The sequence below is a fragment of the Actinospongiicola halichondriae genome (assembly GCF_049103745.1).
GTDB lineage: Bacteria > Actinomycetota > Acidimicrobiia > Acidimicrobiales > Salinilacustritrichaceae > Salinilacustrithrix > Salinilacustrithrix halichondriae.
Map to the genome: position 1 here is coordinate 3,134,343 of NZ_CP171622.1, position 14,563 is coordinate 3,148,905.

Sequence of the window (14,563 nt, forward strand, 5' to 3'; positions counted from 1 at the left end):
CCTCTCCGGCCCTTCAGCCGGCTTGCGACGTGGTGACGGCGACGGGTCCGGCGCCGGCGGGCATGACGAGGGTGAAGGTCGTGCCCTCGCCCTCGCGGGAGTCGACCGTGACCTCACCTCCGTGGTTGAACGCGACGTGTCGGACGATGGCCAGACCGAGGCCTGTTCCGCCGGTGTCACGGCTTCGGGCCCGGTCGACCCGGTAGAAGCGCTCGAAGATGCGTTCGAGGTCGCGACGCGGGATGCCGATGCCACGGTCGGCGACCGACATGCGGACCGAGGGCCCGTCGGTCGCCGCGCTGACCACGACGGACGACCCGGCGGCGCTGTACTTGATGGCGTTGTCGAGCAGGTTGAACAGCGCCGAGACCAACTGCCGCCGGTCGCCGAGCACCTCGAGCCGATGCGACGGCTCGACGAGGTCGAGCGTGATCCCCGCCTGCTCGGCTGCGGTCGATGCCCGCTCGACGGCCTCGGCGAGCACGAGGTGGACGGCGACCGGATCGCGCAGCGACGCCTCGCCGGCCTCGATCCTGCTCAACTCGAGCAGGTCGTCGATGGTCCGGCTCGCACGCATCGCCTCGTGGTGCATGCGGTTGGCGAGCCGACCGATGATGTCGAGGTCGTCTTCGCCGAGCAGCGTCTCGGCGAGCACGCCGATGCCGCCGACCGGGGTCTTGAGTTCGTGGCTGATGTTGGCGACGAAGTCACGACGGACTGCGTCGATCCGCTGGCGCTCGGTGACGTCGTCGATGACGACGAGCGCACCGATGCTGCGGTGGCCGTCGTCGAGCGGCTCGGCGGTGATCACGAGCGTGCGACGCGGCGGCCCGAACAATTCGAGGGTCTGGGTGTTGCGCTGCCCGTCGAGGGCGATGGTCGCCAGTTCCTCGATGGCCGACTCGACGATGGCCTCGCCGTGGCGGGCGTCGAGGAAGTGCGCGGCCGGTTGGTTGCGGAAGACGATCGTGCCGGCATCGTCGAAGAGGACGACGCCGTCGTTGATCGCCGAGATCGCGTGCGCCAGGCGGGTCTCGGAGTCCGAGGCCTCGCTCTCCTTGGTCACGGCCTCGTCCACGGCACGTTCCAGTTGGCCGATGGTCGCCTCGAGACCCTGTGCCTCGGAGATCGGCGTCGTGGCCAGACGTGCCGCGGCCGCGTGCGCCTGGACGCCGATGCGCCGGCGACTCCGCCACCACAGCAACAGGGTGACGATCCAGACTGCCGTCGGGATGGCCGCGGCCAGGGCGATGGCGTTCTGCCGACTCACGACGCGCCACCCGCGGGGTCGCCCGTGTCGTCGGACCAGACCGGCTTGGTGGCGTGGACACGCGCCGCCCCGGCGTGCTCGGGGAGCCACCCGTCGACCATGTAGCGCACCCGCTCGCCGATGTTGACGGCGTGATCGCCGATGCGCTCGTAGTACCGGCCGATCAGGGCCAGTTGGACTGCGGGCTGGATGTCGCCGGCGTCTCTGCCCCACTCGAGGACCGCTTGGATGTAGTCGGCGTGGAGGTCGTCGAGTCGGTCGTCGATGTCGTCCAGCGCCGCGGCCAGCGCAGCGTCGCCCTCGTTGTAGGCGTCCATGCACATCTTGAACAGCTTCGCCGCTTGTTCGCTCATCTGCTGGAGGAGGCCACGGACTGACGGGGGCATCTCGGTCGGGTAGATCCGACGCGCACCCTTGCACACGTTGACCATGAGGTCGGCGGATCGTTCGATCTCGGCGACGAGGCGGATGGCCGCGATGATGGCGCGGAGGTCGCTGGCCACGGGCGCCTGGAGGACCAGGAGGCCGTAGCAACGCTCCTCGATCTCGATGGAGAGATCGTCGATCACGTCGTCGTGGTCGATCATCGCCTGTGCGGCTTGCAGGTCGCCGTCGAGCAGCGCCTGGGTGCCGCGCGGGATCGCCTCGGTGACGTGGGCAGCGAGGCGCGTGATGTCACGCATCACGGCATCGAGCTCGCCGTGGAAACCGGGTCGCAGTTCATTCATGTTCATCATCGAACCTCAGCCGAGAGATGTTCTGGGTCACCCGTGAGCAGGTACTGGAGCCGTGCACCCACGATCGCCGCGTGGTCGGCGATCCGTTCGAGCGATCGACCGGCGATCAGGGTGGTGGTGGCGGTGCGGACTGCGTCGGGCCCTTGGAGACGGAGGAGCTCCGCCATGAGTCGTTCGTAGTGCACGTCCATCGTATGGACACGGTTGGCGATCTCGGTGGCGAGGCCGAGGTCCTGGGACGACCATGCCCGTAGCGCCGTCCGGTAGGCGTCGAGTGCCGTGTCCGCCATCGACAACAAGATGTCGAACGTGACCTCGTTCGCGGTCCAGAGGCGGCGGTCGGGATTGAGCTTGACGACGCGCAGCGCCAGGTCGCCCACCCGCTCCAACTCGGAGAGGATCCGCAACACCGACACGACGAACCGGAGTTCGTCGGCCACCGGCGTCTCGCGTGCGAGCAGGTCGTAGCACCGCTCGGTCAGCGAGAGGTTCATGTCGTCGATGTCGTCGTCGGCCTGGATGGCGGTCGTGGCGATCGAGGTGTTGCCCGAACCGAGCACCTCGCGCATCCGCTCGAGGTTCTGGTCGACACGGACACCCATCAGCTCGACCTGAAGTCGGAGCTGTTCGAGCTCGTCGTGGTACGCCTTGCGCGGCTCCCGGGTCACGAGAACTCCCGGGGGGTCATCCGAACCGACCGGTGACGTAGTCGGCCGTCGCCTGCTCGGACGGGTTCGAGAAGATCGTCGGCGTGTCGTCCATCTCGACGAGCTTGCCGGGCCTGCCGGTGCCCTCGATGTTGAAGAAGCCGGTCCGTTCGCTGACCCGGGCGGCCTGCTGCATGTTGTGGGTCACGATGACGATCGTGTAGCGCTCCTTGAGCTCGGCCATCAGCGCCTCGATCGCGAACGTCGAGATGGGGTCGAGCGCCGAACACGGCTCGTCCATGAGCAACACGTCGGGCTCGACCGCGATCGAGCGAGCGATGCACAGACGCTGCTGCTGGCCACCGGAGAGCCCCGAGCCCGGACGGTCGAGACGGTCCTTGACCTCGTCCCACAGGTTCGCCGAGCGCAGCGACCGCTCGACGATCTCCTCGCCGTCCGACTTGCTGATCCGCTTCGAGTTGAGCTTGATGCCCGCGAGGACGTTCTCGGCGATCGACATCGTCGGGAACGGGTTGGGGCGCTGGAAGACCATGCCGATGCGCGTCCGAACCGACACGGGGTCGGTCTTCGGGCCGTAGAGGTCGACGCCGTTGAGGGCCACGCGACCGGTGCAGTAGGCACCGGAGATGACCTCGTGCATGCGGTTGATCGACCGCAGGAAGGTCGACTTCCCGCAGCCCGAGGGGCCGATGAGCGCGGTGACCGACCGCGGCTCGATGCGCATGCTCACGCCCTCGACCGCCTTGAACGAGCCGTAGTAGATGTCGAGGTCCTCGATGTCGATCCGCGAATCGAGGGAACCGTCGGCCGCCCGGTCGGCGACCTCCGGCGCAATGCCCGCGTCGATGGGGGTCCGTTCGGGGGTCATGACTGCGTTCTCCGTGGAGTCGGACGTTGGGGTCATCGGAGTCCCTTCGGCTGGAGCACCTTGGACAGGATTCGGGAGAGGAAGAAGAGGCCGGCGACGATGAGGACGAGGGTCAACGACGCCGCCCAGCACCGCTCGTACGACAGTTCGGCGTTCCGGCCACCGCGGGCGAAGCTGTAGTAGGCGTACACGGGCAACGCCGTCATGCGCCCCTCGAAGGGGTTCGCATTGGTCGAGTCGGTGAGGCCCGCCACGATGAGCAGCGGCGCCGTCTCGCCAATGACCCGGGCGATGGCCAGGGTCACGCTGGTCAAGATCCCGGCGACGGCTGTCGGCAGGACGATCTTGAGGATGATCCGCCACTTCGGGACGCCGAGTCCGTAGGCGGCCTCGCGCAGTTCGTTGGGGACGAGTCGGATCATCTCTTCGCACGCCCGGATCACGACCGGCGTCATCAGCACCGACAGGGCCAGGCCACCGCCGAAGCCCGAGAGGGCGCCGGGTCCCTGGAACGTGATCAGCACGCCCGCAGCGAACAGGCCGGCGACGATCGACGGGATGCCCGTCATGACGTCGACCATGGTGGTCACCGACCGTGCCAGCCGACCGCGGCCGTACTCGACCAGGTAGACCGCGACCAGGAGTCCGATCGGAACAGAGATCACCGCAGCGAGGCCGGTGATGACGAGCGTGCCGACGATCGCGTGCTCGGCGCCTCCGCCCTCGCCGATCACGTTGAACATGTCCGAGGTGAAGAACTCGGCGTCGAACCGGGCCCAGCCCCGTTCGATGACCGTCCACAGCACGGACACCAGCGGGGCGAGGACCGCGATGAACGCGCCGGTGATCAGGCTGCCGACGATCCGGTCGGTGGCCCGACGCCGTCCCTCGGTGAGGATCGACGCCACACCGGTCGCGGTGACGAAGACGACGGCAGCGAGGAGCGCTCCCCCGACGAAGTTGGGTCCGCCCAGCGCGATCGCGGCGCCGGCGCCGGCGGCCACCGACACGATGCCGATGCCGGTCGTGGCCGAACCAGAGAGCCCGACCGACTCGAGCGAGGGCCGCGACATCGTGGCAGCAGTCATCCGTTGGCTCCCGAGAAGTCGGCACGGCTGTTCGTGATCCGCCGAGCGACGACGTTGACGAACAGCGTGATGGCGAAGAGGACCAGGCCCGCGGCGAAGAGGCGGTTGACCTCGAGCCCGGTGGACTCGGGATACGCGAGCGCGATGTGGGCGGCGATCGTCTGTGAGTTCTGGGTGGAGATGGTGTTCAGCGACACCAGGCCGTCGGTCGGCGACAGGATGATCGCGATCGCCATCGTCTCGCCCAGCGCCCGACCGAGACCGAGCATCGAGCCCGAGATGATCGCCGAACGGCTGTAGGGCAGGACCGCCAACTTGATGACCTCCCACCGAGTGGCGCCGAGCGCCAGCGCGGCTTCCTCGTGGAGCCTCGGGACCTGGAGGAAGACCTCACGGGAGATGGCGGTGATGATCGGCAGGATCATCACCGCGAGCACCACGGCGGCGGTGAGCATGGTGCGCCCCGACGACGCCGTGGGGCCGCCGAAGAACGGGAGGAAGCCGAAGTGGTCCTCGAGGAACGGGAAGACCGACCGAGCCAGCAGCGGCGCAAGGACGAAGATGCCCCAGAGGCCGTAGACGACGCTGGGGATCGCGGCCAGGAGGTCGATCACCGTGCCCAGCGTCCGGGCGATCGCCTTCGGTGCGTAGTGGCTGATGAACAAGGCGACCGCGATCGCGGGGATCACGGCGAAGAGCAGAGCGAGCGAGGCGGCGTAGACGGTGCCGAAGACCAGCGGCCACACGTACTCGGTGAACGGGACCTCGCGCTCGATCGCCGTGTTGTCCGTGAAGTACGGCAGCGCCTCCCGGAAGAGGAAGGCGGCGACGAGGACCAGGACGACGAGGATCAGGACCCCCGAGCCGATGCTCATCGTCGAGAAGATCCGATCGCCGAGGCGCACCGGTGGCTTCCGGCGGTCGGCCTCGACCGTCGCTTCGGTGGGAACGCCCGGGTCGTCGGTGCGCTCCTCGGTGCCCATGCTCATCGGCGGGCCCTCCGGTCGGTCGGATGCATGTGGTGTGGAGTCAATCAGGTGGTGCGGGTGATGCAGATGTGGCAGAGGGGGTGGGCCGTCGCGGCCCACCCCCTCGTCACGTCAGATGTGTGGCGTTCAGACGACGCCGATGGCGTCGATGGCGGCTTCGAGCTGACCGGCGAGGTCCTCGGAGATGGGAGCGTTGCCCGCCTCGGCCGCAGCGGCGGCCTGACCGTCGGCCGACCCGACGTAGGTCATGAAGGCCTTCACGAGGTCGGCCGTCGCCTGGTCGGCGTAGTCGAGGCAGACGATGTGGTAGCTCACGAGGACGATCGGGTAGACGCCCGACTCGGTGGTGTCGCGCTCGAGCTCGAACTGGAAGTCGAACTCGCTGTAGCCGTCGAGCCGCTCGGAGACGTCGACGATCTTGGCGGCAGCCTCGGGGCTGAAGGGGACGAACTCGTCACCCACGCCGACGGCGACTGCGCCGAGCGAGGTGACCTGCGAGGCGTCGGCGTAGCCGATCGAACCCTCGCCGGCCTCGATGGCGGCCACGACACCGGAGGTGCCCTGGGCACCCTCGCCGCCGTACGGCCACACCTCGACGGGACCGTCGGTCCACACGTCACCAGCGGCAGCTCCGAGGTACTCGGTGAAGTTCTCGGTGGTGCCGGACTCGTCCGAGCGGTGCACCGGGTTGATCGCCATGTCGGGGAGGTCGACGTCGGGGTTGTCCGCGGCGATCGCCTTGTCGTTCCAGTTGGTGATCTCGTCGGTGAAGATCCCCGCGATGGTGTCCGGGCTCATGTTGAGCTCGTCGACGCCGTCGAGGTTGAACGCCACGGCGATCGGCGAGATGTAGTGAGGAAGGTGGATGGCGCCACGGTCGGAGGCGCAACGCTCCTGCGACTGTGCGAACTCGTCCTCGTCCATGAGGCCGTCCGAACCGGCGAACACGGTGGCGCCGGTGAGGAACTGCTCACGACCGCCGCCAGAGCCGATGGGGTCGTAGTTGACGGTGACGCCGTCGTTGGCGGTCTGGAAGCCGGCACGCCAGCCGTCCATGGCCGCGCCCTGCGACGAGGCGCCTGCGCCGTCGAGGGTGCCCGAGATGCCCGAGCCGTTGTCGCCCTGGGAGTCGGTGTCGCCGCTGGCCGTGTCGTCGTCGCCGCAAGCGGCGGCCACGAGAGCCAGGGGCAGGAACAGGGCGATCAGCGATGCCCAACGTCGATTGCGGAACAATGGTTTTCCTCCGTGCAGGGGGATTCGGAAGTGTCTTGGTGGTTACGGAGGGAACGGTAGGAAACCAAGGTGGATCGCCAGTCCCACCTGGGTGAACGGCAGGTGAACGAGTGGGGCTGATCGCGCGAACTGGCCCCGGATCCGGGGCCTGCGGGGCTCAGGAACGGTGTTCGCGGAACGAATGGAGCACGGGGACGTCGCGCGGATACGTGAGCCGCCCGGCCGCTGCGTCGGTGCTGACCCACGCCAGGTGGTCGACCTCGTCGTCGGGTTCGAACGGCGTCTCGACCGCGACTGCCATCGCCCAGTACCGCACCTGCTTCGGGCGACCCTTGTGATCGTCGTAGGACGCTCCCGCCAGCTCGGCTCCGAGCACCGCGACCACGCCGGTCTCCTCGAAGACCTCGCGGATCGCCGCCTGTTCCCACGTCTCGCCGGGATCGAGCTTGCCCTTCGGGAACGACCAGTCGTCGTAGCGGGCTCGATGCACCAACAACACCTCGTCGCCCGCGGGACCGGATCGCCACACCACTCCTCCGGCGGCGCGAACCAGGTCAGTCATCGAAGTCGAGGACACGCGCCCGCCCGAGCGCCGCCTGCTGCAGTGCCAGGTGTGCGTTCACCCCGTCGCCTCCCTCGGCGCGACTCCACCGTCCATCGCCGTCGAGTTCCCAGGCGAGCTGGTCGTCGGCGAGCGAGATGTCGATGATCTCCTGCAGACGGTCGCGCAGCGGCTGGTCGTCGATGGGCACCAGGGCCTCGACCCGACGGTTGATGTTGCGGGTCATGAGGTCGGCCGACCCGATGAGGTACGAGGGTTCGCCCGGACCGAGTGCATTGCCGAAGTAGTAGATGCGCGAGTGCTCGAGGTAACGCCCGACGATCGAACGGACCCGGATGTTGTCCGACAGTCCGGGGACGCCGGGCCGGAGACAACAGATACCGCGGATGATGAGATCGATCTGGACACCGGCACGTGACGCGTCGTAGAGCGCGTCGATCATCTGCGGGTCGGACAGGCTGTTCATCTTGGCGATGATCCGGCCCTCGCTCCCCCGCGCTGCTTCGTCGGCGATCATCCGCTCGAAGGTGTCGCGCAGGTGATCGGGAGCGACCACCAGTCGCTCGTAGTCGACGGCCCGTCCGAATCCGGTGAGGTGGTTGAACAGCTGGCTCAACTCGGTCCCGATGGCGGGGTCGCAGGTGAAGAGCCCCAGGTCCTCGTAGATCGTGGCCGTCTTGGGGTTGTAGTTGCCGGTACCGATGTGGCAGTACCGCCGCAGGCCGTCGCGTTCCTCGCGGACCACCAACAAGGTCTTGGTGTGGGTCTTGAGGCCGACCAGTCCGTACACGACGTGGACGCCGACCTCCTCGAGCGCCTTCGCCCACTCGATGTTCGCGGCCTCGTCGAAGCGCGCCTTCAACTCGACGAGGACGGCGACCTGCTTGCCCTGTTCGGCGGCACGGATGAGCGACCGGATGATCGACGAGTCACCCGAGGTCCGGTACAGCGTCATCTTGATGGCCACGACACGGCGATCGTTGACGGCCTGGCGCAGGAAGGCCTCGACGGTGTTGCGGAAGCTGGCGTAGGGGTGGTGCACCAGCACGTCGTTGCGCCGCATCTCGGCGAAGAAGTCGGCGGGCGACTCGTCGTCGTTGACCAGACGCGCCGGGGCGATGCCGTGCCAGTGCGGGTCCTTGAGGTCGCTGCGGTCGAGGGCCAGGATCGTGCGGAGCCCGGTCAGGTCGAGGGGCGCAGCGATCGGGTAGACGTCGTCGTCAGTGATGTCGAGCTCGCGGATCAGCAGCTCGCGCAGCTCGGCCGACATCGTGTGCCCGATCTCGAGCCGCACAGCCCGCCCGAACCGGCGGCGACGCAGCTCGACCTCGACGGCGGCGAGGAGGTCGTCGGCCTCGTTCTCCTCGAGTGTGAGGTCGGCGTTGCGGGTCACGCGGAAGGCCGCGACCTCGCCGATCTCCATGCCCGGGAACAACTCGTCGAGATGGGCCGCGATGACCTGTTCGAGCGGGACGAACGTGTGCTCGTCGGGGAGCTGCACGAACCGGGCCAGGTTCGACGGGATCTTGACCCGAGCGAAGCGGTCTTCGCCGGACTCGGGATCGGCCACGCGGATCGCGAGGCTCAGCGAGAGGTTCGAGATGTAGGGGAACGGGTGTCCTGGGTCGACGGCGAGTGGCGTGAGCACGGGGAAGATGTGCTCGTGGAAGATCGCGGTCAAGGACGTCCGGGCGTCGGTGTCGAGCTGCTCCCACGACCGGAACGTGACGCCCTCCGACGCCAACGCCGGCACGATCTCCTCGAGGAGGAGACGCTCCTGTTCGTGGACCAGATCGACCACGTCGACCCGGATCTCGCGCAACTGTTCGACGGCCGTCCGGCCGTCGGACGCCGTGGTCTCGACCCCCGCGTACACCTGGTCCTTCAGGCCTGCCACCCGGACCTGGAAGAACTCGTCGAGGTTCGAGGAGAAGATCGAGAGGAATTTCGCCCGTTCGAGGAGGGGCATCGACTCGGACCCGGCGAGGGCCAGCACCCGAGCGTTGAAGTCGAGCCACGAGAGCTCGCGGTTGAAGTACCGATCGGGATGGTCCCGGAGGTCGTCGGTCGCTGCCGGGTCCACGTGGGCACGGTAACGGCGCGGCGGGAGGTGCTCGGCGTCGCTCGCCCGATGTTCACCCAACGTTGTGTGATCGCTCCCCGGCCGTTCGCTCGCAGTGGCCGCCGTCACCAGGGAATCCGCCCTCAGGGCCTCGGCGGCCGGCGCGTCGGCGGGCACGCCGGTGTCGGCCACCGGACCGGGGCCGGGCACGTCCACCACGAGTGCCGGCCCACCGAATACCCGGCGGAACCAACGGCGGAATCGGTCGAGGGGTCCGTCAGCGCTCACGGACGGGCTCCGAGTGACTCGAAGGCATGGAAGGCCGCTCCCAGCGCGCCGGCGTGGTCGCCGAGCGATGCCTCGACGATGGTCGGGAGGGCACCGGCGTAGTGCAGCGACGCCAGCCCGTCGCCGATGCGTTCGACGGCGAGGTCGCCCAGCCGTTCGCCGAGACCGCCACCGATCACGACGGTGGTCACGTCGACGATCACCAACACGTTGGCGATGGCCAGCGTCAACATCTCGAGCCCTTCGTCGATCAACTCGACGGCGACCGCGTCCCCCTCCTCGTACGCGGTGCTGAAGACCTTGGACTTCATCCGCTTCGTGCCCGCCAGCTCGACAAGACGGGTGGCGCGACCCTCGGCGTGCAGCTCGCGCGCTCGGGCCTCGAGCGCTCGTCGACCGATGTAGGCCTCGACATGGCCTCGACCGCCGCACGGACACGGGCGCCCGTCGGGGACGACCGTCGAGTGGCCGAGTTCGCCGGCGAGCCCGTTGGGACCGACGCGCAACGAGCCGTCGAGCACCAGACCGGCGCCGAGGCCAGTCCCCATCCACACCGCCAGCACGTCGTCGCTGCCGACGGCGGTTCCGGCACGCACCTCGCCGAGCGCCGCCATGTTCACGTCGTTCCCGATGACGACCGGCGCGCCGACCGCGTCGGCGACCAGCGAGGCGAGCGGGACCGGCTCGTCGAAGCCGGCGAGGTTGGGGGCGTACTCGACGACCCCGTCATCGGGAGCGATCACCCCCGGCGTTCCGATGCCCACGAGGTCGGGCGTGGGGCCCAGTTCGGCGATGGCGTCGGCGATCGCTGCGACGATGCCGTCCACGGACGTGGTCGGCGTCGCTCGCTTCGTGTCGTCGCCGACGAGGAACGAGCCGTCGTCGGCCCGGCTGACCCGGGCACCGAAGATCTTGGTGCCGCCGAGGTCGATTCCCGCGATCGTCGTCACGCCGGGAAACGTAGGACCACTAGTTGTCTTCGGGGTAACCGAGGTCCCACTCGAGGAGGAAATTCTCACGCTCGGCGTCGCGGTTCACGCGCTCGCGGTTGCGGCGGAACTGCGGATCGTGCGGCGGCAACAGCACCAGGCGGGCCCGGACGCGGGCTCGGAAGGCCTCGACCAGGGCTTCGTCGCCCCAGTCCGACTGGATCTCCCAGTGGGGGCTGGTCGGTCCGAGGTACACGAGACGTGCGTGCGCGATCGGCGGCGGCCGTTCTTCGAGCTCGACGTCGGAAAGTGGTGCGTCGGACATGGGGACCTTCTGCGATGGGTGCGGAACTGACGAACGACCGAGGCTAGCGCAGGGGTCCCGCCGATCTCCCCCCGGGCGTGCTCAGCCGCGGCGGCGAAGCGTGGCCTCGAGCTCGAGGGTCTCTCCTCCACGCCGCACGGTGATCGTCACGACGTCGTCGACCTCGGCCGCTCGCACGATGTCGCCGATCGCCGCGGAGTCCGGCGTCGGAGTCCCGTCGATCGCGACGATGACGTCGCCGATACGGATCCCGGCGTCGTCGGCGCCGCTGTCCGGGACGACGCTGCGGACGTAGGCGCCCTCGTCGACCGTGATGTCGTAGGTGTCGAGGATCGCCGGCGTCTCCGTGGCCACGTCGGTCGTGGTGACCCCCAGGAACGGTTGATCGCCACGGACCGCGCCGCCGCCCGCACGGATCTCCTCGATCAACGGCTTGACCTGATCGATGGCGATGGCGAAGCCGATGCTCTGGGCGTCGCCGATGATGGCGGTGTTGACGCCGACGACCTGACCTGCGGCGTTGACCAGCGGACCGCCGGAGTTGCCCGGGTTGATGGCGGCGTCGGTCTGGATCAGCCCGTCGAGCGAGATGCCCTCGGCCTCGAGGCGTCGGTTGAGGGCGGAGACGATGCCGAGCGTCACCGTCGGGCGGCCGCCGAGGTTCAAGGCGTTGCCGATGGCGATCACCTCGGCCCCGACCTGGAGCGCGTCGGACGAACCCAACTCGGCAGGGAAGAGATCGTCACGCCCCTCGATCTGGATGAGCGCGATGTCCTCCTCCGGGAACGAGCCCACCAGCGATGCCTGCGCGGTGGTGCCGTCGAACATGCTCACGCTGATGTCGGGCAGACCCGCGACGACGTGGGCATTGGTGAGCGCGAGGCCGTCGGAGGTCAGCACGATGCCGGTCCCGGCACCCGCCTGCCCATCGACGATCTCGCTGGTCGTGAGGACCGACACCACCGACGGCTCGACACGTCCGAGCACGGCGAGGACGTCGATGCGCGGCGCCGGACCTTCGGGGCTGGTGACCGGGGCCCCAGCCGCGGCATCGTCCGTCTCGCCGCCACTGGTCGGCCACAGCGCGACGACGCCGAGGATCAGGGCGGCCACCAGCGCGCCGACAACTCCTCCGACGAGCGCCGAGCGCCCGACGGCCCGGTCGCGGTCCCCGGGATGAGGCGGCGGGTCGAGACGCGGCCACGCGCTCGGTGCGTGCAGTTCGCGGCCTCGCGCCGGTGGCGGTGAGGTCGGCATCGGCGACGACACGTCGACATCGAGGTCGACGGGGCCGCGGTCCCATCGGTCGTCTGCGGGAGGCATCGCCCACCAGTCTCGCCCGTGGGGACGGCGATCGGCAGTCGCGACCCGAAATCCTGCCGAGCCGCGCCGACGGCGCCGACGACGAAATCCGAGAAATCGGGAACCAAATCCCCGACGGCTACGTAGAAGTGGTTGGAGGTCAACCGATGGACACGCCATGGATGCAGGACGGCAACTGCCGAGATCACCCGCCCGAGGTCTTCTTCCCCAGTGATGGGGTCGGCGTCCTGGTGGCCCAACGCATCTGCGGCACGTGCCCGGTGCGGGAACGCTGCCTCGAGTACGCCCTCGACGAGCGGATCGACCACGGAGTCTGGGGCGGCGCTTCCGAGCGCGAGCGACGCCGGTTGCTGAAACGCCGCCGGACCGAACGTCAGGTCCCGGTCACCGTCGAGGCCTGAGCGCCCGGCGTTCAGCCGCCGAGGGCGAAGATCTCCATCAGCCGCTGGCACGAGTCGTGCACGCGGTCGCTGGTCGAACTCCGTCGCGGGGCACCCAACGAGGCGATGACGTGCTCCACCCGGAGTCGGTCGTCCGAGATCGCGGTCACCGTGAGGTCGCCGACCTCGGTGACCACGACGACGGGGCTGCCAGGGCGGACCCACGCTCGGCGTTCGCCGAGACGGACGATGTCCCCGTCGGGCAACCGGTCCCAGTCGAGCCGTCCTGGCTGTTCATAGACGGTGACCTCGCCTGCCCCGACGTAGAGCACCGTCGTGAGGTCGGCACCGTCGTACACCGCGCTCCGGAGCAGCGGCTCGTCGACGGGACCCACCGTCTCCGGCGTGGCATACCTGGCCCCGGCGTGCTCGACCGGGCGCATGCCGTCCATCGATCCGTGCGTGGCGTCCTCGTGCGCCGCGACGAGCGTGTCGAGGTCGGGCACGACGTCGGGATGGGTGACCGATGCCGTCACCGCGAGCAGTCCGAGCACGACGAGCGCAGCGCCGACGAAGGCGAGTCCGGTGCCGATCATGCGGTGTCGACGAGCGATCACGCTGTCGACCAGCGGTGCACTGTCGACGGTCGGTGACGTCCGCATCCAGGTCCGGGCGGCCTCGACGGCACCGGCCACGTCCTGGCAGGCGACGCACCCGTCGAGATGGTCGTCGACCCATGCGGCGGTGGCCGGGTCGAGTTCGCCGTCGAGTCGGGCCGAGACCAGGTCGCCGGCGTGTCCGTCGGCGGGGATCGACGGTGGGTGGTCAGTCACGCACTGCCTCCCTGGTCGAGCGCGGCTCGCAGGGCCAGGCGTCCGCGGTGGATACGGCTGCGCACCGTCCCGACCGGGATGTCGAGTTGCTCGGCGATGTCGGTGTAGGGGAGGCCGGCGACGTCGGAGAGGACCACGGCGACCCGGTAGTCCTCGGCGAGCGACGCCAATGCGGCCTGGACCTCGTCCGAGAGGCCGGCTGCGGCCGACGCCTCGTCGGCCGCCGGTGACGCGGGGAGCACGAGTTCGGGATCGTCGGGCAGTGCCACCTGCGGACGCCGCTGCCGTCGTCGAGCATCGTCGAGGAAGGCGTTGGTCGTGATCCGACCGAGCCAACCCCGGAGCGAGCCGGGGCGGTAGGTGCGCAGTCCGCGCTGGACCCGCACGAGCACCTCTTGCACCAGATCCTGCGCATCGTCACGGTTCCCGGTCAGTCGATAGGCGACGGTGTAGATGAAGTCGCCTTCGTCCCGGGCGATCTCCTCCCACGTGGGGACAACGGCGCGCGACCGGCGCGAGTTCCCAGAAGTCATGTGTGGGGGACGCTAAACGACGGCACCCCGCCCAGGGGCGGGGTGTCGATGCGATCTCGGTGTCCCGTCCGGGACGCGGACGTTGCCTAGGCGGTCTCGACGATGCCGCGGCGCGCCAGCGCACGGGCACGGCGGATGCGGCGACGCTCACGCTCGCTCATCCCGCCCCAGATGCCGAACTTCTCGCCGTTCTGGAGGGCGTACTCGAGGCAGTCCTCCCGCACGACACAGCCGCGGCACACGGCCTTGGCCTCCTTGGTCGACGCTCCCCGCTCGGGGAAGAACAGGTCTGGATCGACACCGAGGCAGTTCGAGAACTCCTGCCAGGTCTGGGTCTCGGACTGGCCACCGATGTCCACATGGACGCTCATCGCCAAGTCTCCTTTGATCGGTCGGGTCACATCGGACACGGCGGACGAACTCCGGCTCGCCCCCATACCAGATGTGTAATTACAACGGTGTGATCATCCCCCAC

Annotated in this window: 16 protein-coding genes; 1 reads left to right on the plus strand and 15 read right to left on the minus strand. The window is 68.9% G+C overall.

The annotated features are described in order from the left end of the window. Window positions 1–13 precede the first annotated feature (13 nt). The 12 genes from AB8619_RS15420 to AB8619_RS15475 all read right to left on the minus strand — a co-directional run bounded on the left by AB8619_RS15420 (window position 14) and on the right by AB8619_RS15475 (window position 12,342). Window positions 14–1,270, minus strand: a complete 1,257-nt coding sequence (locus tag AB8619_RS15420) for a sensor histidine kinase (RefSeq protein ID WP_436793521.1) — start codon at window positions 1,268–1,270, stop codon at window positions 14–16. Further along, entirely contained in the window at window positions 1,267–1,998 is a 732-nt protein-coding gene (phoU, locus tag AB8619_RS15425; RefSeq protein ID WP_436793522.1) for a phosphate signaling complex protein PhoU, read from the minus strand. Before phoU (AB8619_RS15425) ends, AB8619_RS15420 begins: the two co-directional genes overlap by 4 nt. A gap of 5 nt (window positions 1,999–2,003) precedes the next feature. Continuing rightward, the gene (phoU, locus tag AB8619_RS15430) at window positions 2,004–2,675 is read right to left on the minus strand and encodes a phosphate signaling complex protein PhoU (protein ID WP_436793523.1); all 672 of its coding nucleotides are present in this window, start codon (window positions 2,673–2,675) and stop codon (window positions 2,004–2,006) included. Between the two features lie 16 nt (window positions 2,676–2,691). Beyond that, complete coding sequence (pstB, locus tag AB8619_RS15435) at window positions 2,692–3,543, minus strand: phosphate ABC transporter ATP-binding protein PstB (protein WP_436793524.1); 852 nt, start codon at window positions 3,541–3,543, stop codon at window positions 2,692–2,694. Between the two features lie 32 nt (window positions 3,544–3,575). After that, window positions 3,576–4,631: a phosphate ABC transporter permease PstA gene (gene pstA / locus AB8619_RS15440; RefSeq protein WP_436793525.1), complete on the minus strand. Its 1,056-nt coding sequence runs from the start codon at window positions 4,629–4,631 to the stop codon at window positions 3,576–3,578. Next, on the minus strand, window positions 4,628–5,620 hold the full coding sequence (pstC, locus tag AB8619_RS15445) for a phosphate ABC transporter permease subunit PstC (protein ID WP_436793526.1): 993 nt from the start codon (window positions 5,618–5,620) through the stop codon (window positions 4,628–4,630). The genes pstA and pstC overlap by 4 nt, the downstream gene beginning before the upstream one ends. 126 nt (window positions 5,621–5,746) lie before the next feature. Further along, a complete protein-coding gene (locus AB8619_RS15450) occupies window positions 5,747–6,853 on the minus strand; it encodes a phosphate ABC transporter substrate-binding protein PstS (protein ID WP_436793527.1) in 1,107 nt (368 codons plus the stop codon). Between the two features lie 157 nt (window positions 6,854–7,010). Continuing rightward, window positions 7,011–7,415, minus strand: coding sequence for an NUDIX hydrolase (locus tag AB8619_RS15455; RefSeq protein ID WP_436793528.1), 405 nt, complete (start codon window positions 7,413–7,415; stop codon window positions 7,011–7,013). After that, complete coding sequence (gene ppk1 / locus AB8619_RS15460) at window positions 7,408–9,765, minus strand: polyphosphate kinase 1 (protein WP_436793529.1); 2,358 nt, start codon at window positions 9,763–9,765, stop codon at window positions 7,408–7,410. Before ppk1 ends, AB8619_RS15455 begins: the two co-directional genes overlap by 8 nt. Further along, window positions 9,762–10,715: an ROK family protein gene (locus tag AB8619_RS15465; protein WP_436793530.1), complete on the minus strand. Its 954-nt coding sequence runs from the start codon at window positions 10,713–10,715 to the stop codon at window positions 9,762–9,764. The genes ppk1 and AB8619_RS15465 overlap by 4 nt, the downstream gene beginning before the upstream one ends. A 19-nt stretch (window positions 10,716–10,734) precedes the next feature. After that, complete coding sequence (locus AB8619_RS15470) at window positions 10,735–11,019, minus strand: hypothetical protein (RefSeq protein WP_436793531.1); 285 nt, start codon at window positions 11,017–11,019, stop codon at window positions 10,735–10,737. A gap of 81 nt (window positions 11,020–11,100) precedes the next feature. Then, a complete protein-coding gene (locus AB8619_RS15475; RefSeq protein ID WP_436793532.1) occupies window positions 11,101–12,342 on the minus strand; it encodes a S1C family serine protease in 1,242 nt (413 codons plus the stop codon). A gap of 146 nt (window positions 12,343–12,488) precedes the next feature. Between AB8619_RS15475 and AB8619_RS15480 the strand changes: the two genes are divergently transcribed. Further along, complete coding sequence (locus AB8619_RS15480; RefSeq protein WP_436793533.1) at window positions 12,489–12,743, plus strand: WhiB family transcriptional regulator; 255 nt, start codon at window positions 12,489–12,491, stop codon at window positions 12,741–12,743. A gap of 11 nt (window positions 12,744–12,754) precedes the next feature. Here AB8619_RS15480 and AB8619_RS15485 read toward each other — a convergent pair whose 3' ends face one another. From AB8619_RS15485 to AB8619_RS15495, 3 genes are all read right to left on the minus strand, one after another. Next, the gene (locus tag AB8619_RS15485) at window positions 12,755–13,555 is read right to left on the minus strand and encodes a zf-HC2 domain-containing protein (protein WP_436793534.1); all 801 of its coding nucleotides are present in this window, start codon (window positions 13,553–13,555) and stop codon (window positions 12,755–12,757) included. Beyond that, on the minus strand, window positions 13,552–14,088 hold the full coding sequence (locus tag AB8619_RS15490; protein WP_436793535.1) for a sigma-70 family RNA polymerase sigma factor: 537 nt from the start codon (window positions 14,086–14,088) through the stop codon (window positions 13,552–13,554). Before AB8619_RS15490 ends, AB8619_RS15485 begins: the two co-directional genes overlap by 4 nt. Before the next feature lie 86 nt (window positions 14,089–14,174). Next, the gene (locus tag AB8619_RS15495; RefSeq protein ID WP_436793536.1) at window positions 14,175–14,459 is read right to left on the minus strand and encodes a WhiB family transcriptional regulator; all 285 of its coding nucleotides are present in this window, start codon (window positions 14,457–14,459) and stop codon (window positions 14,175–14,177) included. Between the last annotated feature and the right edge of the window lie 104 nt (window positions 14,460–14,563).